Here is a 24768-nt window from a genome sequence, read left to right as displayed (position 1 = left end):
GCCGTGCTGGTGCGGGCCATCGTTCAGCTCCCTTCGACGGCCCGGGTGTACTCCCGCTCGTTGCGTTCGGCGCGCCGTACGTACCAGCCGGCGAGGACGAGGAAGAGCGGGTACACGGCGATGCCGAGCACGGCCCAGACGACGAGCGGGGGCACCGGGCCGAGGCCGCTGCCGGGCAGGGTGCGCAGGAGCAGCGGCAGGGTCGCGACGAGGACGGCCAGGGTGCCGCCGACGGCGAGCCCGGCGCGCAGCTGGGCGCGGATCAGCCGCCGTACCTCGGTGCGCACGGCGGGCGGGAGCGGGGCGGGCCGTTCGGGGGCGGGCCGGTAGGCGGCGGGCCGGTAGGCCCGGGGCGCGGCCGTGGTCCCGGGGGCGCGGGTGACCACCTCGCGCCGGGGAACCGGTTCCGCTGCCATTGTCCGCACGTCCTCCCACTCCTCGATGGGAGCACCGCGCCGTGTCCGCACCGAGGGTGGAGTGTACGCAGCGGGCCGGGGCTCGACCAGAGGTCCGGGGCAATCCGCCTGTACGGGACACCGATCGCGCGCCCGGGCCGTGCGTGCCGTACGGACGGGAGCCCGGGCGGCTACTCCGGCAGGACGGTGCCGTCCGGGAGGCGGATGCCGAAGTCCTCGCGCAGCACGGTCAGCACCTCCGCCGGGTCGGCGAGTTCCCGTTCCTTGCGGGTGCCGTCGGCGTGGGTCTCGGTGAGGCGGCGGCCGGCCAGGGAGAGGTGGACGGCGGGGGCGGTGCGCTGGGCGTAGACGCCGCGGGAGAACGGCGAGCGCGGGTTGGTGGCGATGTGCCAGTTGATGACCTCGTAGTCGGGTGCCTCGAAGGGCTCGACGGTGAAGGAGTACTGGTCGTCCCAGCCGTCGGTCTCCGCGCCGTGCGCCTGGAGCTTCCACAGCGTCAGCGGCCCGTCGTGCGGGGCGTGCGCGAGACGGTGCCGGCGCGGGGCGTCGAGCGTCTCGGTGCCGGCGGCGAGCGGCACGGGCTCGATGAGGCAGCCGATGCTGCCGAAGCCGACGTCGGTGACGTACGGCACGGGCTCGCCGGGCACGTCGGTGAGCATCAGCATGTGGGTGCGGGGGCGTACGTCCCCGGGGCGGGCGCCGACCAGGACGCGCGCGGCGAGCGGGGTGACCTCGAAGCCGAGGGCGGTGAGCGCGGCGGCGAACAGCGTGTTGTGCTCGTAGCAGTAGCCGCCGCGCCCGCCGCGCACCAGCTTGGCCTCCAGGTCGGGCAGGGCGAGGGAGGGCGCCGTGCCGAGCACGGGGTCGAGGTTCTCGAACGGGATGCCCATGAGGTGCGCGCGGTGCACGGAGCGCAGCACGTCGAGGGTGGGCCGCCGCTCCCCGGACCAGCCGATGCGGGCGAGGTAGGCGTCGAGATCGATAGTCATGCCCTCACCGTAGGCGGCGGTCCGGGGCAGGCGCCTCGGCTTTCCGGTCTAGGTCCCGGGGAGGACGGCTGCCGTGCTCGGGGTGCCGTAGACCTTGAGCTCGTAGAGGGAGTAGCCGTACGGGGTGGCCCGCTGGGTGCCGTACATCCGCAGGTAGCGGGCGGTGCCGGTCACCGGGACCTCGTCGGTGCCGCCGTCGCCGGTCGTGGTGCTGTGGAGATCGGTCCAGGTGGTGCCGTCGAGGGAGCCCTGCAGACGGTACGCGCGGGCGTACGCCGCCTCCCAGTCGAGCCTGACCCGGGAGAGCGCGGCGGGGGCGCCGAGGTCGACGCGCAGCCACTGCGGGTCGACGCCCTCGGCGGAGGCCCAGCGGCTGGCGGACTGTCCGTCGACGGCCTTGCCGGCTTCGAGCCCGGCGGCCTCGACAGAGGAGGCGGTGGCGGGGCGGCCCTGGGAGAGCAGGGTGTCGGGGGCGGGCGTGGGGGTGGGCGTGGGCGTGGGCGTGCCGGAGTCGGTCAGCTGGTAGGCGCGCAGGTTGCGGAGCAGCAGATAGGTGTCGCGCAGCGAGCCGGAGCTGTCGCCGAGGGAGCGGTAGATGCCCCACTTGGGCCGTACCCGGTCGGCGAGGAAGGTGTCGACCCCCGTCTTGGTGGCGTCCACGACGGTGGTGCCGCCGCTCTTGACGACCCAGCGGACGGAGCCCGCCGTGCCGTCGCCGATCTTCATCTCGTACTCGATGTCGATCCACTTGTTCTGCAGCGGTTCGAGGTCGGTGCGGCCGACCAGGATGTCGCCGGCGAAGATCTTGTGCTCGATGGTCTGCCTGCCGTTGACGCGGCGCAGCGAGGTGACGGTGATGGGCGAGGAGCCGTCTCCGGGCTGCTTGGTCTGCATGATGTGGGTGAAGGTGGTGGTCGCCATCAGCGAGCTCGGGATGTACATCGAGTACGTGACCCGCCAGGTCTGGCCCTGCTTCCAGGAGAGGTAACTCGTCGAGGAGGTGCGGTTGCCGGTCACCTCCTGGCGCTGCCGGTCGGTGGAGGAGTCGCGGTCCACCATGTGCATGTCGAAGCGGTAGGCGTCGCCGGCGACCTTGATGTGCGGCTGCCCGCCGGGGTGCGAGTCGGCCCGGTCGTCCTCGACGGTCTCGAAGGCGCCGAGACCCTGGACGGCGGGGTCGGGCGCCCAGCGCAGCGTCCAGGCGGCCGTGGGTGCGGCGTCGGCCTGGGACGGCCCGGTGAGGGTGCCGAACAGGGTGAGGGCCAGGGCGCTGAGGGCCGCCGCGAGGACGGCCGGGATCGTGCGCCGTCGGGCCGAGTGTGCCGGTCGTGCCATGCGCCACCTCCGGGTGGGGACGGGACGGGCTTGATGGGTGCACGACATGCTGCCGCCGCGACAGGAGTTAGTAAAGCTTCCTGACAGTCTTCGGGCACAGAAAACGGCGACGGGGTGGCCGGACCGAAGTCCTGCCACCCCGCCGCTCGAAGATCCCGAGGAACCGTGGTGTCCGAGGGGGGACTTGAACCCCCACGCCCGATAAAGGGCACTAGCACCTCAAGCTAGCGCGTCTGCCATTCCGCCACCCGGACAGGTGAGCCGTCCCGGGCCCTGCGGCCCGCGGCGACATGGATCAATCTATCAGGTGTTCGAGCCGCCGATCACCACGTTTTCGGTGGTCAGCGCCGTGCGCGGACACCCGGCCCGGTGCCGCCGCCACGGACGGCCGGCGATCGGGGCTTGGCATACTGCTGCGATGCCGCCGACGCAGCACGCCGCCGCCCCCGCACCGGAGCCCCTCGTCCCGTCCCCGCATCCCGCCTCGCCGCCACCCGCCCCCGAGGCGATATGCGCCGACCCGCCGCCGCTGTCCGGGCCCACCCTGCTCACCCAGTCCTGGCTGGATCTCGCCTTTCTGCACTGGGCCGTGGACCCGGCCGAGGTCGCGCCGCTGCTGCCGCCGGGGACGGTGCCCGACACCTTCGAAGGGGCCGCGCACGTCGGGCTCGTGGCGTTCCGGATGCACCGGGTGGGCTGGTTCCGGCTCCCGGGCGTGCCGTATCTCGGCAGCTTCCCGGAGACGAACGTGCGCCTGTACTCGGTCGACGAACACGGCCGCCGGGGCGTGGTGTTCCGCTCGCTGGACGCCTCTCGGCTGCTGCCGGTGGCGATCGGGCGATGGGCGTTCCGGATCCCGTACGTCTGGTCGCGGATGGCGGTCCGGCGGGACGGCGACACCCTCACGTACACGAGCCGCCGGCGCTGGCCGGGGCCGCGCGGCGCGCGCGGCGACCTCGCCGTACGGATCGGGGAGCGGGTGGCCGAGCCGACCGCCCTCGAGCACTTCCTCACCGCCCGCTGGGGCCTGCACACCACGGCCCTCGGCCGCCCGCGCCTGCTGCCGAACGCGCACCCGCGCTGGCCGCTGCACCGGGCCGAACTCCTCTCGTACGACGAGGATCTCATCGCCGCGGCCGGACTCACCCGCCCGCCGGGCGACCCGGTGAGCGTGCTCTACTCCCCCGGCGTACCGGTCCGCTTCGGCCCGCCGGCCCGTAGCCCGGCCCGTCTCCCGGCCCCGCGTCGCCCGGGCCCGGCCTCGTGACCGCCGGACGCGCCACCGACGCCGCCCGCTACATCCGTTTCCAGGGCACGGAGCGCAGCCCGCGCGGCCACTTCCCGGGCGTCTTCGCACTGGCCAACGGCCTTGCCCGCAAGGGCCTGCTGAGCGAGGCGGAGCACCGCTTCTGGCGGGCGGCCAACGACTGGTACGACGCCGCGTACCCCGATCCGTCGCAGACCGATCCGGAGGTCTACGACCCCGCGGTGAACCCCGGCGCGGTGGCCTGGTTCAAGAGCACCGCAGGCCACCTCCTCGACCGCGTGCCGGGCTACCTGGCGCTGCTCGCCGCGCACGGGGTGGCGTGCGAGCGGATCGAGTCGGCGGATCCGGGCCGGATCGTGTACGAGGACGAGGTGCAGGTCGTCGCGGTGCCGTGGAGCCGTCCGGGGCCCGACACGGCCTAGGCTCCGGCCGCCTCGCCGGCCTCCTGCGCGACGCGCTCGAACTGGGCGCCCATCGCCTCGGCCAGGGCCCGCGCGGCGGAGAGCGGCCGGACCATGACGGTGAAGTCGTCGATCTTCCCGTCCTCGTCGAAGTGGAGGAAGTCGCACCCCTGGATCCGCTTGCCGCCGACGGTGGCGGTGAAGACGAGGGCGTGGTCGCGGCCGCCGGGGTCGGCGATCTCCCGCACGTACGTGAAGTCCTCGAAGACCCGCAGCACTCCGCGGAGGATGGCCGCGGTGATCGCCTTGCCCGGGTACGGCTTGAAGGCGACGGGGCTGGTGAAGACGACGTCCTCGGCGAGCAGCGCCTCGACGGCGGCGGTGTCGCGGTCCTCCACGGCCTTGCGGAACGGGTGCATGGTCCAGCCTCTCCTCGGTCGACCGACTCGTCCATCGACACTTGATACTCAACAAATTGAATATGCACCTCGGAGAGTACGGTGAGCGGTGCGGGCTGTCCAGACCACTCGTCCGTGTGCCCCTCAGCGGCGCGGCGCCCCGGCCACGTAGGCTCACGGCGGCGCGGCCTTGCGACGAGGAGGACCCATTGAACGCCACCGAGGAAGACCGGCTCCGGCTGGACGAGGCCGACGTCCGCAACGCGAAGACGACGCTGGTCCAGCTCCTCGCGCGGGCCGGGGTCTACTCCGGGGACGCCGAGGAGCTGATCGGGCTCGTCGAGGCGGGGGCCCTCGCGCTGGCGCAGCGGGAGCTGGACGCGCTCGCCGCCGAGGCTCCGGCCGGAGAGGCTCCTTACGCGGAGGGGTGGCTGGACGGCGCCCGGGCCGTCGCCGAAGGGCTCGGCGCCCGCGCGGAGCTGACCCTGCGACAGGCCGTCGGCCGCGGCGCCGAACACGGGGAGGGCGGCCCGGGGGGCGAGGGAGGCGCAGGCATGGAGCCTCGCACGCCGGTGGGCCGGATGGAGCTGGAGCGGGCCAAGGTGGTCGTGCTGCCGTTCTACCTCTCCTTCACCGAGGTGTCCGACCTCGACCCGGAGGTCTCGGAGCAGGTCCTCACGGCCGTGCTCGGCACGATGACGGCACGTCAGCGGGCCGCGTACGCGGGTAGGTTGACGCGCTTCGCGGAGGACGGACGCGAGCGCGTGGCCCGGATGTACGCGGAGTACGGCCCGGGCAGCACCATCGCCATCCACGGCCGCTACTCCCTGCTGCACTCCCCCACCAGCATCGCCGTCCTGGAACGCCTGCTGACGACGCCGGAGGAGCTGCGCGTCGAGTGGGACGCGGCCGAGCTGCCGCCGGCCTGGCTCGACGGGCTGACCCGGGCCTGGGAAGCGGCGGCGGCCACCGCCGGCAGCCTCCCCGCATGACCCCCGGGCCGCCGCACGGCACACCGCCCGTCGACTTCCTCGGCACCGATGCCGGCGCACCGGCCGGTGACGCCCACCGGATCGACTTCGTCGAGTGCCCGCCGCCCCCGCTCTCCGCCGACGAGCACCGCGAGGTCGACCGCTGCTGGGCGGCGACCACGGCCGCCAACCCGGCGTCCTTCGACGGCCCGGTCGTCGCCGTCCTGGGCCTCGGCCGCCCCGCGCCCGGCCGCACGGCGGTGCGGTGGGCCCGGATGACGTACCGGCACCGCGCGCTGCGGGCGTTACGGCCGGCCGCGGCGGTCCCGGGTTCCGTCTTCGTGACCGTGCTGCAGCCCACCGACGAGGGGCTGGTGCTCGGGCGGGGCTCGCGCACGACGGCGGCGCCCGGCCGCTGGAGCCTGCCGGGCGGCGGCGCCGAACCGCCGCCGCCCGGAAGCCCGTTGGACCTCGCGGCGCTCCGGCGGCACGCGGCCGTCGAACTGGCCGAGGAAGTCGGCCTCGCCGTGCCGGAGTCGGAGCTGCGGTTGTGGGGAGTGAGCCGCGGGGCGCGGTACGGCAGCCTCGGTTTCCACTTCCTGGCCCCGGCCGTCGCGGCCGCGCGGGTACGCCGGTGTCACGCCGCGGTCGTCGCGGCCGAGCGGGCCCGGGGCCTGGTCCCCGAGCTCGACGCCCTGGCCTTCGCCGCGCCCGGCGCCGTACCGCCGGACGCCGCGCCGGAGCCGTACGCGGACTATCTGCCCCAACTCCTCGCCCGCTACCGGGCGAACCGTGGCCGAGCGAGCTGAGGCGCCGGACGGCAGGACCGGGCGGTGCCGCGACCTCGACGGGGACGGGGGAGGTTTCCCGTCGGGGCGACTCCTCCAGGGCGCCGCCCGGTCCGTGCCGTGGGACGCGAGGGTGTCCCCGTGCCGCGGGGGCTCGCGTCGTGCTCCCATCCTGGCCAACACCCGCCGTCCCGGCCAGGGTTGCCGGGCTGCGTGAACACGCTCTGGCGCGATCGCGCCACTCCCGCCGGCCCGGCCGGGGCCGTGAGCTGCGCGTCTACTATGAACCCCGCCGGAGTGGGCGGAGCGGAGAGGACACGGAATCGATGCGTCGGCTGGGGGACCTGGAGGCGGAGATCATGGACCGCTTCTGGAGGTGGAACCGCCCGGCCACGGTGCGCGAGATCGTCGACGACATCAACCGGCACCGGGACATCGCCTACACCACCGTCACCACGGTGACCACGATCCTCTTCCACAAGGCCTATCTCACCCGCGCCCGTGAGGGCCGGATCTGGGTCTACCGGGCCGCCGCCACCCGCGAGGCCTACGCCGCGGCGCTGATGGAGGACGGCCTCGACGCCAGCGAGGACCGGCCCGCCGCGCTCGCCGCCTTCGTCGGGAACCTCGACGCCCACGAACTCGCCGCCCTGCGCTCGGCGTTGCGCGCGGCCGAGCGGCGGGCCGAGGGCTGAACACCGAGCGGGCGTCCGACGCGGTCGGGCCTGCCAGGTCCGGTCAGAGGCGGCGGACGCGGAGCACACTGGTCTGCATCGGCAGGGTGAACTCGCCCGCGGAGGTCTCCGGGCGGCTCGCCAGGTACGCGCGGACGCGTGCGAGGACGGCCGTACGGTCCTCCTCCGGCATGACGATCATGCCCGCGCGGGTCGCGAGGGTCGCGAGGAGTGAGTCGGCGGTGCGGAGCTGACCGTGGTCGAAGCCGGCCTGTTGCGGCGAGCCGAAACGGGGCGAGCCGGTGGCCAGCAGGTGCATCCTCTCCGTCGCGGCGCGCCAGCTCGCAGGGGTGTCACGGGGGCCGACGGCCGCGGGACCGCTGACCCGGGCGAGCCCGTCGACCCAGGCGACGGAGTCGTCCATGACGTTCCACAGGCCGGCCAGGACACCGCCGGGTGCGAGGACCCGCGCGATCTCGGGCCCGGCGACCGCCATGTCGAACCAGTGCATGGCGTTGCCGGCCACCACCGCGTCGACCGACCCGTCGGGCAGCGGAATCGACTCGGCGCTTCCCTGCAGGGCCCGCACCTCCGGCAGCGCACGGCGCAGTTCGGCCAGCATCGCGCCATCGGGTTCCACCGCCACGGCATCCGCGCCCACGCCCGCCGCGAGGAGCGTGGCGGTCAGCTTGCCGGTGCCGGCACCCAGGTCGAGCACCCGCGGACCGGGGGCGGCCTCCAGGGCCCAACGCACCGCGGCCTGCGCGTAGTCGGGGCGGTGCGCGGCATAGGCGACGGCCGCGGCGCCGAACGACGTGGCGTGGAGCTTGTGTTCGTCTCGTTCCATCCGATCACGCCAGGGGAACGGCGTGCGTTCGGCCACCCTGCCGCCTCACCGCTGCGCGGGGGTTCCTCCGGTCCGGCCCGCCGTCAGTCCGCCGACCAGGGCGGCGAGGAGCGCGGCGACGGCGCCCACGAGGGCGCCGAAGAGCAGGGAGCCGCCGGCCGCCAGGGTGCCGAGGAGGGTGCCCAGCGGGGCGCCGTAGGTGGCGAGGGAGGCCGCGCCGCCGGTGCGGACGCCGGGCTCGTCCGGGGTGGCGAGGGAGTAGAGCGGGAGGGCGGCGAGGCCGGCGCCGAAGCCGGCGAGGAGGAGGGCGGGCAGGCCGGCGGCGAGGTAGGTGGCCGAGACGGGGAGGCCCCCGAGCAGGCCGAGGCCCGCAGCCGTGAGGAGCGTGCCGAGCACGATCGAGGAGCGGGCCCGGCCGTCGCGCGCGAGCCGTGCGGAGGCGAGGCGGACGCCCAGCAGGGCGGCCAGGAGCGCGGGAAGGAGCATCAGGCCGCCCAGGAACGGGCCCAGGCCCAGGACGTGGACGAGTCGCATGCTCGCCCCGTCGTACAGGCCGAAGAGCGCGACCCCGAGGAGGGCGAGACCGCCGTACGCGCCGACGCGGGCGCGGTCCTTCAGGGCGTCCGGGCCGAGCAGCGCGGCGGGCGCGGAGCGCTGCTGCGCCAGGAAGACGGCGAGCAGCACCAGTCCGGCCAGGCCCACCGCCCCGGCGGTGGGGTTCGCCTCCCCGTCGTAGAGGCCGCGGACGCCGGCGAGTCCGTAGCCGAGGGCGCCGAGAGCGAGGCCGCCGAGCAGCACACCGGGCAGGTCGAAGGGGCCACGGGGCTCGGCCGTCGGCCCGTCGGGCATGCGCGCCGCGCCGATCACCGCGAGGACGGCGAGGAGGATCCCGACGTAGCCGACCAGGCGCCAGCTGAGGAACTCGGTGAAGGCCCCGGCGACGCCCGCGCCCACGGCGCCGCCGCCGACGGCCACCACCGCGTACACGGCGAAGGCGGCGCGGCGCTCCGAGGGCTCCGTACGGCTCCGGGCCACCATCGAGAGCGCGGCGGGCATGAGGAGTGCCGCGGCGATGCCGTGCAGCGCGCGGGCGGCGAGCAGCATGGGGGCGCCGGGCGCGAGCCCCTCCAGGAGGGCGGCCACCACGAAGGCCACGAGCCCGCCGACCACGACGGCCTTGCGGCCGGCCCGGTCGGCGAGGTGTCCGCCGAGGGGCAGGACGGCGCCGAGCCCGGCCGCGTACGCCATGGGAAGCCCGCCCATGAGCGAGTGGGGCAGGCCCAGATCCCGCTGGAAGATCCAGGCGGAGAGGGCGGACACGGTCGCGTCGATCACGACGAGCAGCTGCAGGAGCGCGGCCAGGGCGAGCACCCACCGGTGCCGGCCGCCGCCGGGTGTCGCGTCCCGGGGCGCGGTGGGGCCCACGCCCATGGGCACCGCGCCCGCGCCGCCGTACACGTACGGCGCGGCGTGCGCGGGTGTCGTCGGGGTGTACGCGCCGGGCGCGGCGGCCTGGTGCGCGAGGGCGACCCGGGGGTCCGGCTGGGCGGGCACGACGGGGGTGGGCGGGGCGAAGTCGAGCAACTGGGCGGCGTGGCGACCGAGTTGGGCGAGCACGGAGCCCGGCAGCCATTCCTCGGTGTCGTCCGTGGCCGTGCGCTCGGCGATCTCCCGCGGGGTGGGCCGGCGGGCCGGGTCCTTCTCCAGGCAGGCGCGGACGAGGTCGACGAGCGAATCGGGCACGCCGGTGAGATCGGCCTCCTCCTCGGCGATGCGGAAGAGGTGGGCGTTGAGTCCGGTGTCCGTGGCGCCGAACAGCATCCGTCCGGTCGCCGCGTACACGAGCACCGCGCCGAGGCAGAACACGTCGCTGGCCGGGGTGAGTTCGAGGCCGCGGACCTGCTCGGGGGACATGAAGCCGGGCGAGCCGATGAGCATGCCGGTGCGGGTGTGCAGGCTGTCGCCGGCGAGGCTGTCCATGGCCCGGGCGATGCCGAAGTCGATGACGCGCGGGCCGTCCACGGTCACGAGGACGTTGGACGGCTTGAGGTCGCGGTGGATCAGCCCGGCCTGGTGGACCGCGCCGAGCGCGAGCGCGAGCCGGTTGGCGAGGGCGCGCACGGAGTGCTCGGGCAGCGGGCCGAAGTCCTCGGCGACGACGGAGTGCAGATCGGGGCCGGGGATGTACTGGGTCGCCACCCAGGGCACGGCGGCCTCGTGGTCGGCGTCGAGCACCGCCGCCGTCCAGTTCCCGCCGACCCGCCGTGCGGCGGCCACCTCGCGCGCGAACCGGCGCCGGAATTCGGCGTTCCCCGCGTACTCGGCCTGTACGACCTTCACGGCCACGGTCCGCCCGCCCTCGGAACGCCCCAGATAGACGAGGCCCATGCCGCCCGCGCCGAGGCGGGCGATGAGCCGATAGGGGCCGATGTGACGGGGGTCTTCGGCTGTCAACTGGTCCACGAGGGAGAAAGATAGTGCAACTGCCCTGCTGTGGCGGGCAGATGGACCATCGGGACCTGCGGGTCCGCACGGAATGGCCGGGTCCGGGAGGCCGGCGGGTGCGATGATCGTCCGTGCCGTACCGAAACGTTCCCGACCCACCGTCCCAGGAGCAGCACCGTGCAGACCCTCAGTTACGGAGACGTGAAGGCGGCCGTCGAGCGGGTCGCGGACCGGGTCCGCCCCGTCGCGATCGCCCCCGCAGGAGACGAGGAGGCGGGCCACGAGCTCTTCCTCGCCCTCGAATTCCTCCAGCACACCGGCTCGTTCAAGGCGCGCGGCGCCCGCAACTTCCTCCAGGCGCACCGCGAGTCCGGCACCCTCCCCGGGGCGGGCGTGACGATCGCGTCCGGCGGGAACGCCGGGCTCGCCTGCGCCTGGGCGGCCCGGCAGGCGGGCGTGCGGGCGACGGTGTTCCTGCCGGAGACGGCGCCGCGGGTGAAGGTCGAGCGGCTGCGCGGGTACGGGGCGGAGGTGCGGCTGGTCGGTACGGAGTACGCGGAGGCGCTGGCGGCCTGCGAGGCGTACGCGGCGGAGAGCGGGGCGCTGGCCTCGCACGCGTACGATCATCCGCTGATCGCGGCGGGCGCGGGCACCCTCCTGGAGGAGATCCGGGACCGGATCCCCGGCCTGGACACGGTGGTCGTGTCGGTCGGCGGGGGCGGGCTGTTCGCGGGCGTGGCGACGGCGGCGCGCGAGCACGGCATCCGGACGGTGGCGGTGGAGCCGGAGAACTGCCGGGCCCTTGACGCGGCGCTCGCCGCGGGGACCCCGGTCGACGTGCCGGTGGACTCGGTCGCGGCGGACTCGCTCGGGGCCCGGCGGATCTCGGGGGCTGCTCTGGCGGCGGCCCGGCACGACGGGGTGCGCACCCTGCTCGTTCCGGACGCGGAGATCGTCCGGGCGCGGCGGGCGCTGTGGGACGAACGGCGCCTCGTCGTCGAGCACGCCGCCTCCACGGCCCTCGCCGCGCTGACGGGCGGCGGCTACCGGCCGGAGCGCGGCGAGAAGGTCTGCGTGGTCCTGTGCGGGGCCAACACGGACCCCTCGGACCTGGTGGTGTGACGGACGGTCCGACGCCGGTCGCGGTCGGGTCCGGCCCGGTCCGGGGCCGGCCGGTCGGGTCCGGGTTGGCTCCGGGTCCGGTCGGGGGAATGTGCGGGCCGGGGGGTTGCCGGCCGGCGCGGGGGTGGTACGTCGAGCCCATGCAGCCAGGCTCGCCACCCGCGGTCGCCCCCTTTCTCCGAACGGCCGCCGCCTATGCGTGGCGGCTGCTGGTCGTCGGCACGCTCGTCTACGGGCTCTTCGCGGTGCTCGGGCGGTTCCACGAGATCGGGGTGGCGGTATTCCTCGGCCTGGTGATCACCGCGCTGCTGCGGCCGGTGGCGGACCTCGTGGCCCGCGGGCTGCCGCGCCCGCTGGCGGTGACCCTGACGCTCCTGGGCAGCATCGCGCTCGTCCTGGGGATCCTGGCGCTGGTCGGCGAGGCGGTCGCGGGCGAGCGGACGACCCTGGTGCGGGAGTTCCGGGACGGCGTCGGGCGGATCGAGCACTGGCTGGAGCAGCCGCCGTTCCGGCTGAACCCCCAGGCGCTCACCGATGTGCAGGAACGCGTCGGGCAGTACCTGTCGAGCCACCGCTCCACCCTGCTCAGCCAGGCGCTGAGCGGGGCCGGCCGGCTGGTCGAGGTGCTGACCACCCTCGCGCTCGCGCTGTTCAGCTCGGTCTTCTTCATCCACTCGGGCGACCGCCAGTGGTCCTGGTTCCGCGAGCAGCTGCCGGCGTCGGTGCGGTCCCACACGGAGATCGGCGGGCGCGCGGCCTGGCGCACCTTCACCGGCTACACCCACGGGATCGTCCTCGTCGCGGCGATCAACGCCGTCCTCGTCGGCCTCGCCCTCTGGCTGCTCGGCGTGCCGCTCGCAGTACCGCTCGCCCTCCTCGAGTTCGCGGCGGCCTTCATCCCGCTGATCGGCTCGCCCATCGCCCTCGCGATCGCCGCCGTCGTGGCCCTCGCGTCGAAGGGCCCGCTGGTGGCGGCGATCGTGATCGCCCTGATCGTGGTGATCGGCCAGATCGAGGGCCATCTGCTGCATCCCCTGGTGATGAGCTGGGCGGTGCGCCTCCACCCCCTGGTCGTCGCCATCTCCGTCATCGCCGGCTCGATCGCGGCCGGCATGGTGGGCGCGGTCGTCGCCGTCCCCCTGGTCTCGGTGGTCTGGTCGGTGCACACCTCCCTGCGCGAGGCCCGGGCGGCCGAACGGGCCCTCCGGGAGTAGAGGTGAGGCGGGAGGTCAGACGGCGTGGGCGGCGCGCATCGCCGCGATGTCGGCGGCCCCGTAACCGAGTTCGGCGAGCAGTGCGTCGGTGTGTTCGCCGATGCCGGGGACGGGGTCCATGCGCGGTGCGGTGCCGGCCAGGTCGACGGGCGGCAGGAGCGCGGGTACGGGCGTGCCGCCGGGTATCCGTACGTCGTGCCAGCGCTCGCGCGCTTCGAGCACCGGGTGGTCGAGGAACGCGGCCATGTCGTTGACGCCGGCGTTGGCGATGCCGGCCTCGTCGAGGATCCGGCCCGCGGCGGCGCTGTCCAGCTCTGTGAACCGCCGGGCGACCAGGGCGTCCAGCTCCTCGCGGTGGGCGACCCGCTCGGAGCCGGTGGCGAAGCGCGGGTCGTCGGTGAGTTCCGGCCGCTGGAGGAACCGCTCGCACAGGGCGGCCCATTCGCGCTCGTTCTGGATGGAGAACAGCACGTCCTTGCCGTCGGCGGCGGTGAAGGCGCCGTAGGGGGCGATGGTGGCGTGCCGGGTGCCGATGCGCGGCGGCTGGGTGCCGCCGAAGCGGGTGTAGTAGGCGGGCTGGTGCATCCACTCGGCGAGCGCCTCGAACAGGGAGACCTCGACGGCCCGGGCCCGGCCGGTGGTGGCGCGGGTGAAGAGGGCGGTGAGGATGCCGCTGTACAGATACATGCCGCCGGCGATGTCGGCGACGGAGATCCCGGCGCGGGCGGTGCCGTGCTCGTTGCCGGTGAGCGAGACCAGGCCGGTCTGGCACTGCACGAGCAGGTCGTAGGCCTTGCGCTCGGACCACGGGCCGCTGGTGCCCCAGCCGGAGAGGCCGGCCGGGATGAGGGAGGGGAAGCGCTCGGCGAGGGCGTCGGGGGCGAGCCCGAGGCGGTCGGCGGCGCCCGGGGCGAGGTTCTGCACGAAGACGTCGGCGCGGGCGAGCAGCCGCTCCAGCACCTCGCGCCCCGCGTCCGTCTTCAGATCGAGGGTGAGCGACTCCTTGGAGCGGTTGAGCCAGACGAAATAGCTGGACTCGCCGTGCACGGTGGTGTCGTAGCGCCGGGCGAAGTCGCCGTCGCCGGGCCGCTCGACCTTGATCACGCGGGCGCCGAGGTCGGCCAGCTGGCGGGTGGCGAAGGGGGCGGCCACCGCCTGTTCGAGGCTGACGACGGTGATGCCGGTGAGCGGCAGGTCTGCGGGACGTCCGGGCATCGGGCGGTCTCCTGGGTGCGCTGAGCGGGGGCGGGTCGGGGGTCGGGCGGGGCGCCGTCAGCGTATGACGGCCGAGGAGAGGGCGTGCAGCCGGAGGGCCAGCTGTATCTCCAGGGCGCGGGCGGGTGCCTGCCAGTCGGGTCCGAGGAGCCGGCCGATCCGCTCCAGGCGCTGGGCCACGGTGTTGACGTGCACGTGGAGGTCGTCCTTGGTGCGGGCGGGGCTCATGCCGCTGGCGAAGTAGGCGTCCAGGGTGCGCACCAGGTCGGTGCCGCGGCGCCGGTCGTAGGCGACGACCTGCCCGACGGTCCGCTCGACGAAGCCCTCGATGTCCCGGGTGTCGGCGAGCAGCAGCCCGAGGAAGCCGAGGTCCTCGGCGGCGGCGCCCTCGCCCGGCCGGTGCAGCAGGCGCAGGGCGTCGAGGCAGCGGCGGGCCTCCTCGTAGGCGGGGGCGACCCGGTCGGGGTGGGCGAGGGGCGCCGTGACGGGGGCGGAGGCGCCGACGGTGACGGGTTCGTGGAGCGCGCCGCCGAGGTGCCTGGCGGTCTGCCGAGCGAGCTCGGCGGCGGTCTCGCCGGGGCCCAGCGGCAGCAGCAGGACGGTGCCGCCGTCGCGTGCGGAGGCCAGGCCGTGGCGGGTGGCGGCCAGGTGAGAGGCGGCGGAGCGCAGGCGCTGCCGGTCGGCGCTCTCCCGTCCGCCGCTGTCGCTCTCCCCGCCGGCGCCGGCCCCGTCGACGCGGGCGGCGAGGACGACGTGCGGGGCGTCGGTGTCGGTGTACAGCCGGGCGGCGCGCTCGCGCAGCAGGCGCCGGTCGCGGTCGGGGGCGTCGAGCAGGTCGTCCAGGAGCTCGCCGCGGACCCGCTGCTCGGCCTCGCCGGCGGAGCGGCGGGCGAGCAGCAGCAGGGAGGTGACGAGGGCGGCCCGCTCCAGGGTGCGCAGGTCGACCGGGTCGAGGCCGGGCCGGTCGTACAGGACGAGGGCGCCGAAGCTCTCGCCTCCGGCGGAGACGGCGGCGATCCAGTCGTCGCCGTCCCGGGTGGCGTGCCCCTCGGTGTGGGCGGCGGGGCCTGGCCGCTCCTCGACGAACTCGACGGTGCCGCCGAGGACTTCGGAGACGGCGGCGGTCACGTCGTGGACGCCGCCGCCGCGCACGACGAGTTCGGTGAGCCGGTCGTGGACCTCGGAGGCCCGCTCGATGACGCCGCTGTGCTCGCGGATGATGTCGTTGGCCCGCTCCAGCTCGGCGAGCGCGGAGCGGGTCTCGGCGAGCAGGTTGGCGGTGTCGATGGCGACGGCGGCGTGCGCCGCGAAGGAGCCGAGCAGGGCGACCTGCTCGCGCTCGAAGACCCGGGCGCGCCGGTCGGCGGCGAAGAGCACGCCGATGACCTGGCTGCCGAGGGTGAGCGGCACGCCGAGGATGGCGACCAGGCCCTCGTCGCCGACGGCGCTGTCGATGGCCTCCGTGTGCTGGAAGCGCTCGTCCCGGAAGTAGTCGTCGGTGACGTAGGGCCGGGCGGTCTGCGCCACGAGGCCGCCGAGCCCCTCCCCCATGCCGAGTCTGACCTGCTGGAACCGGGCGGAGACGGAACCCTCGGTGACCCGCATGTAGGTGTCGCCGCGCACCGGGTCGTTGAGGCTGAGGTAGGCGACCTCGGTGCCGAGCAGGGAGCGGGCGCGCTGCACGATGGCGCGCAGCACGTCGTCGAGGTCGCGCAGGCCGGCCAGGTCGTGGGCGGTCTCGAAGAGCGCGGACAGCTCGGCCTCGCGGCGGCGCCGGCCCTCCAGCTCGGCGCGGACCCGCAGGGCGAGCTGTTTGGTCCGCTCCAGCTCGGCCAGCTCGTCCGGTCCCGTGCCGCTCGCGCGGGCGAGCAGCACGGGGCGGTCGTACGCCTCGGTGGCGGCGCCGCGGGCGAGGAGCTCCAGGTAGACGGCCTGTTCGTGGGTCATGGTCACAGGGATACCTGCCGTACCGGGGGTCGCACCAGCCCTGTGGACAACCCCCTGTGGACAACGCGGCGGTGCCCGGCGGGGCGAGGCCTCCGGCCGGCGGAGCCTAGTGGGCAGTCCAGCCCCCGTCGAGGGCGAGCGAGGCGCCCGTGACGAAGGAGGCCTGCGGGGTGCACAGGTACAGCACGGCCTCCGCGACCTCGTCGGGCTCGATCAGCCGCTTCAGTGCCGAGTCCTTCAGGAGCACCTCGGTCAGCACCCGCTCGGCGGGGATGCCGTGGACGGCGGCCTGGTCGGCGATCTGCCGCTCGACGAGCGGGGTGCGCACATAGCCGGGGCTGACGCAGTTGGAGGTCACGCCGTGCGGGGCGCCTTCGAGGGCAGCGGTCTTGGACAGGCCCTCCAGGCCGTGCTTGGCGGCCACGTAGGCGGACTTGTAGGCGGAGGCGCGCAGGCCGTGGACGGAGGAGATGTTCACGATCCGGCCCCAGCCCCGTGCGTACATCTCCGGCAGGGCGCCCCTGATCAGCCGGAACGGGGCCTCCAGCATCACGGTGAGGACCGTGTGGAAGACCTCCGGCGGGAACTCGTGGAGGGGCCGGACGAGCTGGAGCCCGGCGTTGTTCACCAGGATGTCGGCGCCCGCGGCGGCGGCCTCGGCGGCGTCGAGGTCGGTGAGGTCGAGCAGCCGCGCCTCGACGGCGCCGGGCAGGCCCCGGGCCGCCTCGGTGAGGGCGTCGAGGCCTTCGGCGGCCCGGTCGACGGCTCTGACCCGGGCTCCGGCGGCGGCGAGCCGCAGCGCGCAGGCGCGCCCGATGCCGCCGGCGGCGCCGGTGACGAGCGCGGTGCGCCCGGAGAGGTCGAGGGTGACGGACCCGGGGGCGGGCCGGGGCGCGACGGCCCGGTCGGGAACGGGTCCCGTGGCGATGGGGGCGTTCATGCTCCGCACCTTATGAAGCGCCCCACCCCCGACCGATGTGCGCCGCACACATAGTTCAGCCCTGGTGGCTGGGGTCGAACCATGTGGGTTCGTCCTTCAGGGCCTGCTCGATACGGAAGTGGGAGAAGCGCTTCATCTCGGGCAGGGCGTCCAGCTCGAACCAGCCGACCTCGGTCGACTCCTCGTCGTTGACCCGGGCCTCGCCGCCGACGGCCCGGCAGCGGAAGGACACGTCCAGGAACTGGCACTGGTCGCCGTTGGGGTAGACGACCGGCTTGCGCAGGGTCTGCACGAGCACGACCCGCTCCACCTCGCAGTGCACGCCGGTCTCCTCGTACACCTCGCGCACGGCGCAGGCGGCGGGCTGCTCGCCGGGCTCGACGATGCCGCCGACGATCGCCCACATCCCGGTGTCCGCCCGGCGCCCGAGCAGCACGCGCCCCCGGTCGTCGAAGACGACGGCGGAGACGCCCGGCAGGAACAGCAGCTGGTGGCCGGCCGAGGCCCGGATGTCGCGGATGAAGTCAGGGGTGCCCATGGTTCGACCCTAGATCATCTACGGCCGGGACCGGTCCGCTGCGGCTCGCTCCGGTCCGCGGTGCTCAGGCGGTACGGGCACGCCGGGCGCGCACCGAGCGGGTCACCGACCAACCGAGACCGGCCACGGCGACCGCGACGAGCAGCGCCTCGGGCAGGGTGCCCATCCGGGTCGCCGGGGTCAGCGAGGAGCGCAGCGGCACCTTCTCGACGAGCACGTCCGGGGTGAACATCTCGGTCTTCGCGACGACGGTGCCGTCGGGCCGGATGATCGCGCTGACGCCGCTGGTGACCGGGACGACCACGCTGCGGCTGTGCTCGACGGCGCGCACCCGGGACATGGCGAGCTGCTGGTAGGTCATCTCGCTGCGCCCGAAGGTGGCGTTGTTGCTGGGCACGGTGATCAGCTGGGCGCCGTGGGTCACGGTGTCCCGGACCGCCCAGTCGAAGGCCGCCTCGTAGCAGGTGGCGAGGCCCACCTTCGTACCGGCCAGGTCGAAGACGCCGACCTTGCCGCCCGCCCCGAAGTCGCGGCGCACCCGGTCGACGTCGCTGCTGAAGAGGCGGACGAAGGAGCGCATGGGGATGTACTCGCCGAAGGGCTGCACATGCCGCTTGTCGTACTCGGCGACCGGGCCCTTGCCGGGGTTCCACTGGATGAGGGTGTTGCGCAGCTTGCCGGTCTCGGGGGCGATGACGGCGCCGATCACGGTCGGCGCGTTCACCTCCCGGACCGCCTCGTCGATCACCTGGTAGGCGTCGGCGTTGGCGTACGGGTCGATGTCGGAGGAGTTCTCCGGCCACAGCACGAAGTCGGGCTGCGGCTCCTTGCCGGCCTTCACCGCGGCGGCGAGCTCGCGGGTGCGGTTGGCGTGGTTGTCGAGGACGGCGCGCCGCTGGGAGTTGAAGTCCAGGCCGAGGCGGGGCACGTTGCCCTGCACGGCGGCGACGGTGGCGGTGCCGTCCTCCGGGGCGTCGGACACCAGCGGGAGCGCCGCGAGCGCGCCGGTGACCGGCACCAGGACGGCGAGCGCGGCGGCGAGCAGCGGCCCGCGCGCGGTGGTCGGGGCCGGAGCGGCCTCCTGCTCTTCGGTACGGGTACGGGCCGCGGCGCGCCGGGCGAGGACCAGGCGCAGCACCTCGTACAGGCCGAAGCCGCACAGGGCGACCGCGAAGCCGAGCACCGGGGTGCCGCCGACGGCGGCGAGCGGCAGGAAGACGCCGTCCGCCTGGCCGAAGGCGATCTTGCCCCAGGGGAAGCCGCCGAACGGCACGCGCGCGCGTGCCGCCTCCCCGAGCACCCACACGGCGGCGGCGAACACCGGCCAGGCGGGCAGCCGGGAGACCAGGGCGATGCCGAGGCCGACGGCACCGACGAAGAGGGCCGACACGGCGGCGAGGGCGACCCACGGCAGGGGCCCGACCTCCTCGCCGGTCCACACGAGCAGCGGCAGCAGGAAGCCGAGGCCGGCCAGATAGCCGAGACCGAACCCGGCCCGCGGCCGGCGGCCCCGCAGCGTCCAGCCGAGCAGCGCGAACGCGGGCAGCGCCAGCCACCACAGGGGCCGGGGCGGGAAGCTCAGAAAGAGCATCAGCCCGGCCACGACGGCCGCGCCGGGCCGCAGCAGCCGCCGCAGACCGCGGGCCCGCTCCGGGGCGGGGGTGGACTCGGGCGCGTCGGCGGGTGCGATGGCGGTGCTCACGTGCCGGAGTCTACGGCGCGAAGCGCCCTCACCAGGAGCGCGGCCCGCCCCCCGCGCCCCTGCGGCGCATCGCACGCCATACGGACGGTACGGGACCGGCACGCCGTACAGCACACCCGCCGACCGGCTCGGCACCCGGCAACGCGTCCCCCACGGGCGCCCCCGCCCGCTCAGGCGCCCGCCGGGCCCGTCGGAGCCGTCGGGGTCGGCGGGGAGGCGCGGTGGAGGAGGGTGCGGATGGCGCGGACGGCGGATTCGGCGTCGTCGACCGTGACGGTGAAGGTGCGGCCGTCGCCGAGGCGCAGGACCAGGCCCTCGCCCCGGCGGACGACGACGGCGGTGCCCTTCTCGGGGCGCCAGCGGTAGCCCCAGCCGCCCCACTGGCGCGGGGTGACGGAGGGGGCGAAGTCGGCGCCGACCACGTGGGAGAGGGGGATGCGGCGGCGCGGGACGCCGATGTGGCCGCAGCGCACCTCCATCGCCCGGTGGTCGACCCGGACGGCGACGTGGACGAAGGCGAGGGTGCCGAAGAGGACGAGGAGACCGGCGGCGATGCAGCCGATGACGGCCATCAGGAGCGGGGCGTCGCCCGATGCCCAGGGCGACTGGACGGCGAGCAGCACGCCGAGCGCGAGGCAGGCGCCCCCGCCGACGGCCGGCAGCCATTGCAGCCGGTTGGTCGCGCGACCGGTCCAGACCGGGGTTGCGGGTCCCTCGGGACCCGGGTTCTGGGAGTGGTCCCTCATGGTGACAGCCTACGCACGTTCCGCAGTCGCGGCGCCTCGGCGGAGCCGTCCGGACACGTTCAGTGCGCGACGGCCGCCGCCGCGAGGACGCGACCCTGCGCGTAGGCGAGCGCGGCCGGGGTGAGCGCGCCCGGCCGGCCGCTGTGCAGCACGGTCAGGCCGCCCGTGGGGGCCGCCGCGGGGTCGGCCTCGGCACCGATCCGCCGCAGCGCCTGTGCGGCGACTGCCCCGGCGGAGCCGTGGAAAACGAGCTCCGGCTGCCCCTCGGCCCGCGGCAGGGCCGCCCGGATCTGCTCCTCGACGAGCTCGTAGTGGGTGCAGCCGAGGACGAGGGCCCGGACGTCCGGGGGCGTCAGCGCGGCCGCCGCGGCGACGGCCCGGCGTACCGCATCGGCGTCGTCGTGCTCGACGGCGTCGGCGAGACCGGGGCAGGGCACCTCGGTGACGTGGGCGCCGCCGGCGAACTCCTGGATCAGTCCGCGCTGGTACGGGCTGCCGGTGGTGGCGGGGGTGGCCCAGATGGCGACCTTGCCGCCGCCGACCGCGGCGGGCTTGATCGCGGGCACGGTGCCGATCACCGGGATACGGGGCTCGAGCGCGGCGCGCAGCGCGGGCAGGGCGTGCACGGTGGCGGTGTTGCAGCCGACGATCAGGGCGTCGGGCTCGTGCGCGGCTGCGGCCCGGGCGACGGCGAGGGCGAGCTCGGTGATCTCCTCGGGGGTGTGCGGGCCCCAGGGCATGCCGTCGGGGTCGGAGGACAGCACGAGGTCCGCGTCGGGCCGCATGCGGCGGACCGCCGCCGCTGCCGGGAGCAGGCCGATTCCGGAGTCCATCAGTGCGATCTTCACCCGGTCACCCTAGCCGACCGCCCTTGTTTCCCCGGCGATCTGGGGCAGACTGCGGCGAATGAGCCCGCTTGCGTGGATCGCGATCGCCGCTCTGGCCGTCTGGGGGTGGCTGCTCCTGGGCCAGGGCTTCTTCTGGCGCACCGACCAGCGGCTGCCCGCTCCCGCCGGGGCCCCGGCGCGGTGGCCGGGGGTCGTGGTGGTGGTGCCGGCCCGGGACGAGGCCGAGGTGCTGCCGCTGAGCCTGCCGTCGCTGCTCGCCCAGGACTATCCGGGGCGGGCCGAGGTGATCCTGGTGGACGACGGCAGCTCGGACGGCACCGGGCGGCTCGCGGCCGAGCTGGGCGCCTGTCACGGCGGGCTGCCGCTGACGGTGGTCTCGCCGGGCGAACCGGAGCCGGGCTGGACGGGCAAGCTGTGGGCGCTGCGGCACGGCATGGCGCTGGCACGCGCGCGTGGACCCGAATTCCTGCTCCTTACGGACGCGGACATCGCGCACGAGCCGGACAGTCTCCGGCTCCTGGTGGAGGCGGCGACCGGGCACCGGCTCGACCTGGTGTCGCAGATGGCGCGGCTGCGGGTGGCGAGCGGCTGGGAGCGGCTGGTCGTGCCGGCCTTCGTCTACTTCTTCTGCCAGCTCTATCCCTTCCGCTGGATCAACCGGCGCCGGCCGCTGGCGACGGCGGCGGCCGGCGGCTGTGTGCTGCTGCGGGCGGAGACGGCGGAGCGGGCCGGGGTGCCGACGGCGATCCGGCAGGCGGTGATCGACGACGTGTCGCTGGCCCGGGCGGTGCGCCGGGCGGGCGGCCGGGTGTGGCTGGGGCTCGCCGAGCGGGTGGACAGCATCCGTCCGTATCCGCGGCTCGCCGATCTGTGGCGGATGGTGTCGCGCAGCGCCTACGCGCAGCTGCGGCACAACCCGCTGCTGCTCGCGGGGACGGTCGCGGGTCTGGCCCTGGTCTATCTGGCGCCGCCGGGCACGCTGGTCGCCGGGCTGCTCTCCGGGGACGCCGCGGCGGCCTGGGCGGGCGGGCTCGCGTGGGCGGTGATGGCGGGCACGTATCTGCCGATGCTCCGCTACTACCGGCAGCCGCCGTGGCTCGCGCCGCTGCTCCCCTTCACCGCGCTGCTCTATCTGCTGATGACGGTGGACTCGGCCGTCCAGCACTACCGGGGCCGGGGCGCCGCCTGGAAGGGACGCACCTACGCGCGCCCCGAGGCGGCCCCGGACCGCTGACCTCCCCCCGGCACACCCGCCCCCCCGGGGGAATCACTGCCCCATGCACATAAACGAGCGGGTGAACTCCGCACCACCGCCCGCCTTTTCCGACACGCGCAGCGACGACACGGTGACGGGTTCACGACATTCCCGTCTCCGGAGTTACCGAACACCCCGCCAATTCCGCGCGCCGGACATGTAGCTTCCGTGAACTTCCGGCGCCGCACGCGTCAGGATTCCTTGACGCGCACCCCGGAACGAGAGCCCCCGCTACCCTTCCCGACCCGCGGGTAACCCCTCCCCATCTCGGGTTTTTCAAGATCTTGGACGCGCCGGGCGACCGTTTTTGCCAGGTTCGCTCACATTGCCGATCGGCGGTCTCAACGAACCCGTCAAACAACCCGCTTATCGGTCTCCCCATCCAGCACATCGTGGGCTTAACTTATGGCCATGACCTCCCCGCGCTCCACCTACGGAGGCGGTTACTACACCGCGCCGTCGTTCCCCGACACCCCGATCTACGACTCCCTCGTCGCAGAACGGGGCACGCCTCAGATCGCCCCGATCCGAGTGCCCTCCGCGTACGACACCGGCCACGGCTACGCCGGCGGCGGCAGCTATCTGCCGGCGCTGCCCGCGGCCCTGCCCGCCCTCCCGGCGGCGCCCTCCCCGCAGCCCCCCGCCCCGGCCTACGGCCATGGTCACGGCCACGCCGGCGGCTACGGCTACCCGCAGCCCGCGCAGCACATGGCGCCCGCCCCGGCCACCCAGCTGATGGCCCCGGTGCCACTGCAGCCCGCGCCCACCCCCTACATCCCGCAGCAGCCCACCGCCCCGCGCGGCTACCCGGGCCCGCAGGCGCCGCAGCAGCCGCGCCCGATGGCCGGCGGATACGAGGCGATGCGCCCGGCGGCGCCGCGCCCCGCGCCGGCACCGGCCCCCGCGCCGTACGACGACCCGTACAACCGCCCCTACCAGGGCCGCGGATACTGACCTCCGGACCCGGCGGAGCAACTGGCAGGATGAGGGCATGCCGAATCCTGTCTTGCGCTCCGTCCATGTCCACCCGGTCAAGGCACTGCGCGGGTTCGCCCCCGCGGAGGCGGAGGTCCAGCCATGGGGACTGGCCGGTGACCGCCGCTGGGCCACGGTCGACGCCGCGGGGAAGGTCGTGACCCAACGCCAGCACGCACGGCTGGCGTTGGCCTCCGCCGAACTGCTGCCCGACGGCTCCATCACCCTCTCCGGACCCGGCCTCGAGCCGCTGACCGTACGCGCACCGGCACCGGTGGAGACGGCCGACGACGAGACCGGGACGATCCCGGTGGACGTCTTCGGCACCACGGTCCGGGCCGTGCCCGCCGATCCGGCCGCCGACGCCTGGTTCACCGCCTATCTGGACAGCCCGGTGCGGCTCGTCCACATGGACGACCCGGCCCGCCGCCGGCCCGTCGACCCCGACTTCGCGCTGCCCGGCGAGACCGTCAGCTTCGCCGACGGCTATCCGCTCCTGGTCACCACCACCTCCTCGCTCGACGCCCTCAACTCCCTGATCGCACAGGGCGACCACGCCGACGAGGGCCCGCTGCCGATGAACCGGTTCCGGCCGAACCTGGTCGTCGACGGCACCGCGCCCTGGGCCGAGGACGGCTGGCGGCGCATCGCCGTCGGCGACGTCGTCTTCCGGGTCGCCCGCGAGTGCGCCCGCTGCGTGGTGACCACCACCGACCAGGGCACCGGCCGGCGCGGCAAGGAGCCGCTGCGCACCCTGGCCCGGCACCGCGCGCGGAACAACCAGCTGCTCTTCGGCCAGAACCTGGTCCCCGAGCACCGGGGCGTGGTCCGGGTCGGCGACCCGGTCAAGATCCTCGACTGAGCCCAGCGGTCCCACACCCTCCGCCGCCCCGACATCGGCCGAAACTCCTCCCGAGAGGCGCGGAACCCACCCCGGGGGGACACTCGTTGGAAGAGCGGCAACCGCCGAGTGTCCCTTCGCGGGCGGCCGACGAGACGAGGGGGTGCGGAGCGTGCGTGCAGCCACGGGACTCTGGCGCTGGCGGCACAATCCGCTGCGCCGGACCACCGACCTGGTCGAGGCCTGGGTCGCGGTCATGGCCGCGTTCCTGCTCTTCCTCGCCGTGCCGGCGGCCGGCTGGGCCGCCGGGGTCTCCGCCAACACCTCGCTGCAGCACTCCGTACGCCTGCAGCAGCGGGAACGGGTGCCGACCGTGGCCCAGGTGGTGCGCACCGCCGACACCCCCGCCGAAGCCGAATCCGCGGCCGACCGGAACGCGGAGCCGGGCGCCGAGGAGCCGCTGCGGCCCGCCGTGGTGGCGCGCTGGACGGCGCCCGACGGCAGCGCGCGCACCGGGACGGTGACCACGTCCCGGGACCACGCGCACGCGGGCGCCGTCTTCCCGCTGTGGACGGACCGCACGGGCCGGGCGGTCACCCCGCCGATGCACCCGGACACCGCCCGCGCGCACGCGCTGATCGCCGGACTGACGGTGGCGCTGCTCTCCGCCTTCCTGGTCGAGTCCGCCCGGCGCCTCGTCGTACACCGGCTGATGCGGCGGCGGTACGCGCGTCTCGACCGCGCCTGGGCCCAGGTCGGTCCGGACTGGGGGCGTACGGGGACGGGCAGCTGACCTGGCGGCAGAACCCGGCGACGGAACCCGGCGACGGGGAGCCGGGCGACCCGTCAACCCGGCGGCGCCGCGCGCGCTACGGTGGGGCATCGGATCCCGGC

At 75.0% G+C, this 24768-nt stretch carries 24 protein-coding genes, 1 tRNA gene and 1 pseudogene; 11 read left to right on the top strand and 15 right to left on the bottom strand.

The window, feature by feature from the left end; translation table 11 throughout:
• Positions 1 to 23: 23 nt before the first annotated feature.
• The 5 genes and pseudogenes from KV205_RS34340 to KV205_RS34320 form a co-directional block, all read right to left on the bottom strand.
• Positions 24 to 416, bottom strand: coding sequence for a hypothetical protein (locus KV205_RS34340; protein WP_265868896.1), 393 nt, complete (start codon positions 414 to 416; stop codon positions 24 to 26).
• A gap of 170 nt (positions 417 to 586) precedes the next feature.
• Positions 587 to 1405 (bottom strand): arylamine N-acetyltransferase, encoded by an 819-nt coding sequence (locus tag KV205_RS34335; RefSeq protein WP_265868895.1) that lies wholly within the window; start codon positions 1403 to 1405, stop codon positions 587 to 589.
• 48 nt (positions 1406 to 1453) lie between these two features.
• The gene (locus KV205_RS34330) at positions 1454 to 1867 is read right to left on the bottom strand and encodes a discoidin domain-containing protein (protein ID WP_306806370.1); all 414 of its coding nucleotides are present in this window, start codon (positions 1865 to 1867) and stop codon (positions 1454 to 1456) included.
• Between the two features lie 54 nt (positions 1868 to 1921).
• Positions 1922 to 2740, bottom strand: a pseudogene (locus KV205_RS34325) (hypothetical protein); the annotation flags it as partial.
• A 166-nt stretch (positions 2741 to 2906) separates the two neighbouring features.
• Positions 2907 to 2994: transfer RNA gene (locus KV205_RS34320), tRNA-Leu, on the bottom strand.
• A 164-nt stretch (positions 2995 to 3158) separates the two neighbouring features.
• On the opposite strand from KV205_RS34320, the gene KV205_RS34315 reads away from it, so the two are divergent.
• Positions 3159 to 4007: a YqjF family protein gene (locus KV205_RS34315; protein ID WP_265868894.1), complete on the top strand. Its 849-nt coding sequence runs from the start codon at positions 3159 to 3161 to the stop codon at positions 4005 to 4007.
• Complete coding sequence (locus KV205_RS34310; RefSeq protein ID WP_265868893.1) at positions 4004 to 4429, top strand: hypothetical protein; 426 nt, start codon at positions 4004 to 4006, stop codon at positions 4427 to 4429. Before KV205_RS34315 ends, KV205_RS34310 begins: the two co-directional genes overlap by 4 nt.
• Here the strand turns inward: KV205_RS34310 and KV205_RS34305 are convergent.
• Positions 4426 to 4827, bottom strand: coding sequence for a nuclear transport factor 2 family protein (locus KV205_RS34305; protein ID WP_265868892.1), 402 nt, complete (start codon positions 4825 to 4827; stop codon positions 4426 to 4428). The two genes, KV205_RS34310 and KV205_RS34305, sit on opposite strands and share 4 nt — an antisense overlap.
• A gap of 188 nt (positions 4828 to 5015) precedes the next feature.
• Between KV205_RS34305 and KV205_RS34300 the strand changes: the two genes are divergently transcribed.
• The 3 genes from KV205_RS34300 to KV205_RS34290 all read left to right on the top strand — a co-directional run bounded on the left by KV205_RS34300 (position 5016) and on the right by KV205_RS34290 (position 7260).
• Entirely contained in the window at positions 5016 to 5798 is a 783-nt protein-coding gene (locus KV205_RS34300) for a hypothetical protein (RefSeq protein WP_265868891.1), read from the top strand.
• Positions 5795 to 6586 (top strand): NUDIX domain-containing protein, encoded by a 792-nt coding sequence (locus tag KV205_RS34295; protein ID WP_265868890.1) that lies wholly within the window; start codon positions 5795 to 5797, stop codon positions 6584 to 6586. The genes KV205_RS34300 and KV205_RS34295 overlap by 4 nt, the downstream gene beginning before the upstream one ends.
• 305 nt (positions 6587 to 6891) lie before the next feature.
• Entirely contained in the window at positions 6892 to 7260 is a 369-nt protein-coding gene (locus KV205_RS34290; protein ID WP_265868889.1) for a BlaI/MecI/CopY family transcriptional regulator, read from the top strand.
• A gap of 43 nt (positions 7261 to 7303) precedes the next feature.
• Here KV205_RS34290 and KV205_RS34285 read toward each other — a convergent pair whose 3' ends face one another.
• Positions 7304 to 8086 carry a class I SAM-dependent methyltransferase gene (locus tag KV205_RS34285; RefSeq protein WP_265868888.1) on the bottom strand — a complete coding sequence of 261 codons (783 nt, stop codon included), beginning with the start codon at positions 8084 to 8086 and terminating at the stop codon, positions 7304 to 7306.
• A gap of 45 nt (positions 8087 to 8131) precedes the next feature.
• Positions 8132 to 10549 carry an MFS transporter gene (locus tag KV205_RS34280; protein ID WP_265868887.1) on the bottom strand — a complete coding sequence of 806 codons (2418 nt, stop codon included), beginning with the start codon at positions 10547 to 10549 and terminating at the stop codon, positions 8132 to 8134.
• Between the two features lie 159 nt (positions 10550 to 10708).
• Between KV205_RS34280 and KV205_RS34275 the strand changes: the two genes are divergently transcribed.
• Together KV205_RS34275 and KV205_RS34270 are read left to right on the top strand one after the other, a co-directional pair.
• Positions 10709 to 11653: a serine/threonine dehydratase gene (locus KV205_RS34275; RefSeq protein ID WP_265868886.1), complete on the top strand. Its 945-nt coding sequence runs from the start codon at positions 10709 to 10711 to the stop codon at positions 11651 to 11653.
• Positions 11654 to 11793: 140 nt separating this feature from the next.
• The gene (locus tag KV205_RS34270) at positions 11794 to 12867 is read left to right on the top strand and encodes an AI-2E family transporter (RefSeq protein WP_265868885.1); all 1074 of its coding nucleotides are present in this window, start codon (positions 11794 to 11796) and stop codon (positions 12865 to 12867) included.
• 15 nt (positions 12868 to 12882) lie between these two features.
• On the opposite strand, the gene KV205_RS34265 is transcribed toward KV205_RS34270, so the two are convergent.
• From KV205_RS34265 to KV205_RS34235, 7 genes are all read right to left on the bottom strand, one after another.
• On the bottom strand, positions 12883 to 14082 hold the full coding sequence (locus KV205_RS34265) for a CaiB/BaiF CoA-transferase family protein (RefSeq protein ID WP_265868884.1): 1200 nt from the start codon (positions 14080 to 14082) through the stop codon (positions 12883 to 12885).
• 57 nt (positions 14083 to 14139) lie between these two features.
• Entirely contained in the window at positions 14140 to 16029 is a 1890-nt protein-coding gene (locus tag KV205_RS34260; RefSeq protein ID WP_265868883.1) for a GAF domain-containing protein, read from the bottom strand.
• 106 nt (positions 16030 to 16135) lie between these two features.
• Complete coding sequence (locus KV205_RS34255) at positions 16136 to 16969, bottom strand: 3-hydroxybutyrate dehydrogenase (protein WP_265868882.1); 834 nt, start codon at positions 16967 to 16969, stop codon at positions 16136 to 16138.
• A gap of 55 nt (positions 16970 to 17024) precedes the next feature.
• A complete protein-coding gene (locus tag KV205_RS34250) occupies positions 17025 to 17507 on the bottom strand; it encodes an NUDIX domain-containing protein (RefSeq protein WP_265868881.1) in 483 nt (160 codons plus the stop codon).
• A 64-nt stretch (positions 17508 to 17571) separates the two neighbouring features.
• On the bottom strand, positions 17572 to 19209 hold the full coding sequence (gene lnt, locus KV205_RS34245) for an apolipoprotein N-acyltransferase (RefSeq protein WP_374214767.1): 1638 nt from the start codon (positions 19207 to 19209) through the stop codon (positions 17572 to 17574).
• A gap of 170 nt (positions 19210 to 19379) precedes the next feature.
• Positions 19380 to 19955, bottom strand: coding sequence for a hypothetical protein (locus tag KV205_RS34240; RefSeq protein WP_265868880.1), 576 nt, complete (start codon positions 19953 to 19955; stop codon positions 19380 to 19382).
• Positions 19956 to 20014: 59 nt separating this feature from the next.
• Positions 20015 to 20803, bottom strand: coding sequence for a glutamate racemase (locus KV205_RS34235; protein WP_265868879.1), 789 nt, complete (start codon positions 20801 to 20803; stop codon positions 20015 to 20017).
• Positions 20804 to 20861: 58 nt separating this feature from the next.
• Here KV205_RS34235 and KV205_RS34230 point away from each other — a divergent pair, with 58 nt between their 5' ends.
• The 4 genes from KV205_RS34230 (at position 20862) to KV205_RS34215 (ending at position 24667) form a co-directional block, all read left to right on the top strand.
• Positions 20862 to 22037: a glycosyltransferase gene (locus tag KV205_RS34230; RefSeq protein WP_265868877.1), complete on the top strand. Its 1176-nt coding sequence runs from the start codon at positions 20862 to 20864 to the stop codon at positions 22035 to 22037.
• A gap of 432 nt (positions 22038 to 22469) precedes the next feature.
• Positions 22470 to 23012, top strand: a complete 543-nt coding sequence (locus tag KV205_RS34225) for a DUF6643 family protein (protein WP_265868876.1) — start codon at positions 22470 to 22472, stop codon at positions 23010 to 23012.
• A gap of 37 nt (positions 23013 to 23049) precedes the next feature.
• The gene (locus KV205_RS34220) at positions 23050 to 23895 is read left to right on the top strand and encodes an MOSC domain-containing protein (protein ID WP_265868875.1); all 846 of its coding nucleotides are present in this window, start codon (positions 23050 to 23052) and stop codon (positions 23893 to 23895) included.
• 151 nt (positions 23896 to 24046) lie between these two features.
• On the top strand, positions 24047 to 24667 hold the full coding sequence (locus tag KV205_RS34215; protein WP_265868874.1) for a hypothetical protein: 621 nt from the start codon (positions 24047 to 24049) through the stop codon (positions 24665 to 24667).
• The last annotated feature ends 101 nt before the right edge of the window (positions 24668 to 24768 follow it).

It is taken from the genome of Streptomyces sp. SKN60 (assembly GCF_026236535.1).
Lineage (GTDB): Bacteria > Actinomycetota > Actinomycetes > Streptomycetales > Streptomycetaceae > Streptomyces.
This window is presented reverse-complemented; position numbering and strand designations above follow the sequence as displayed.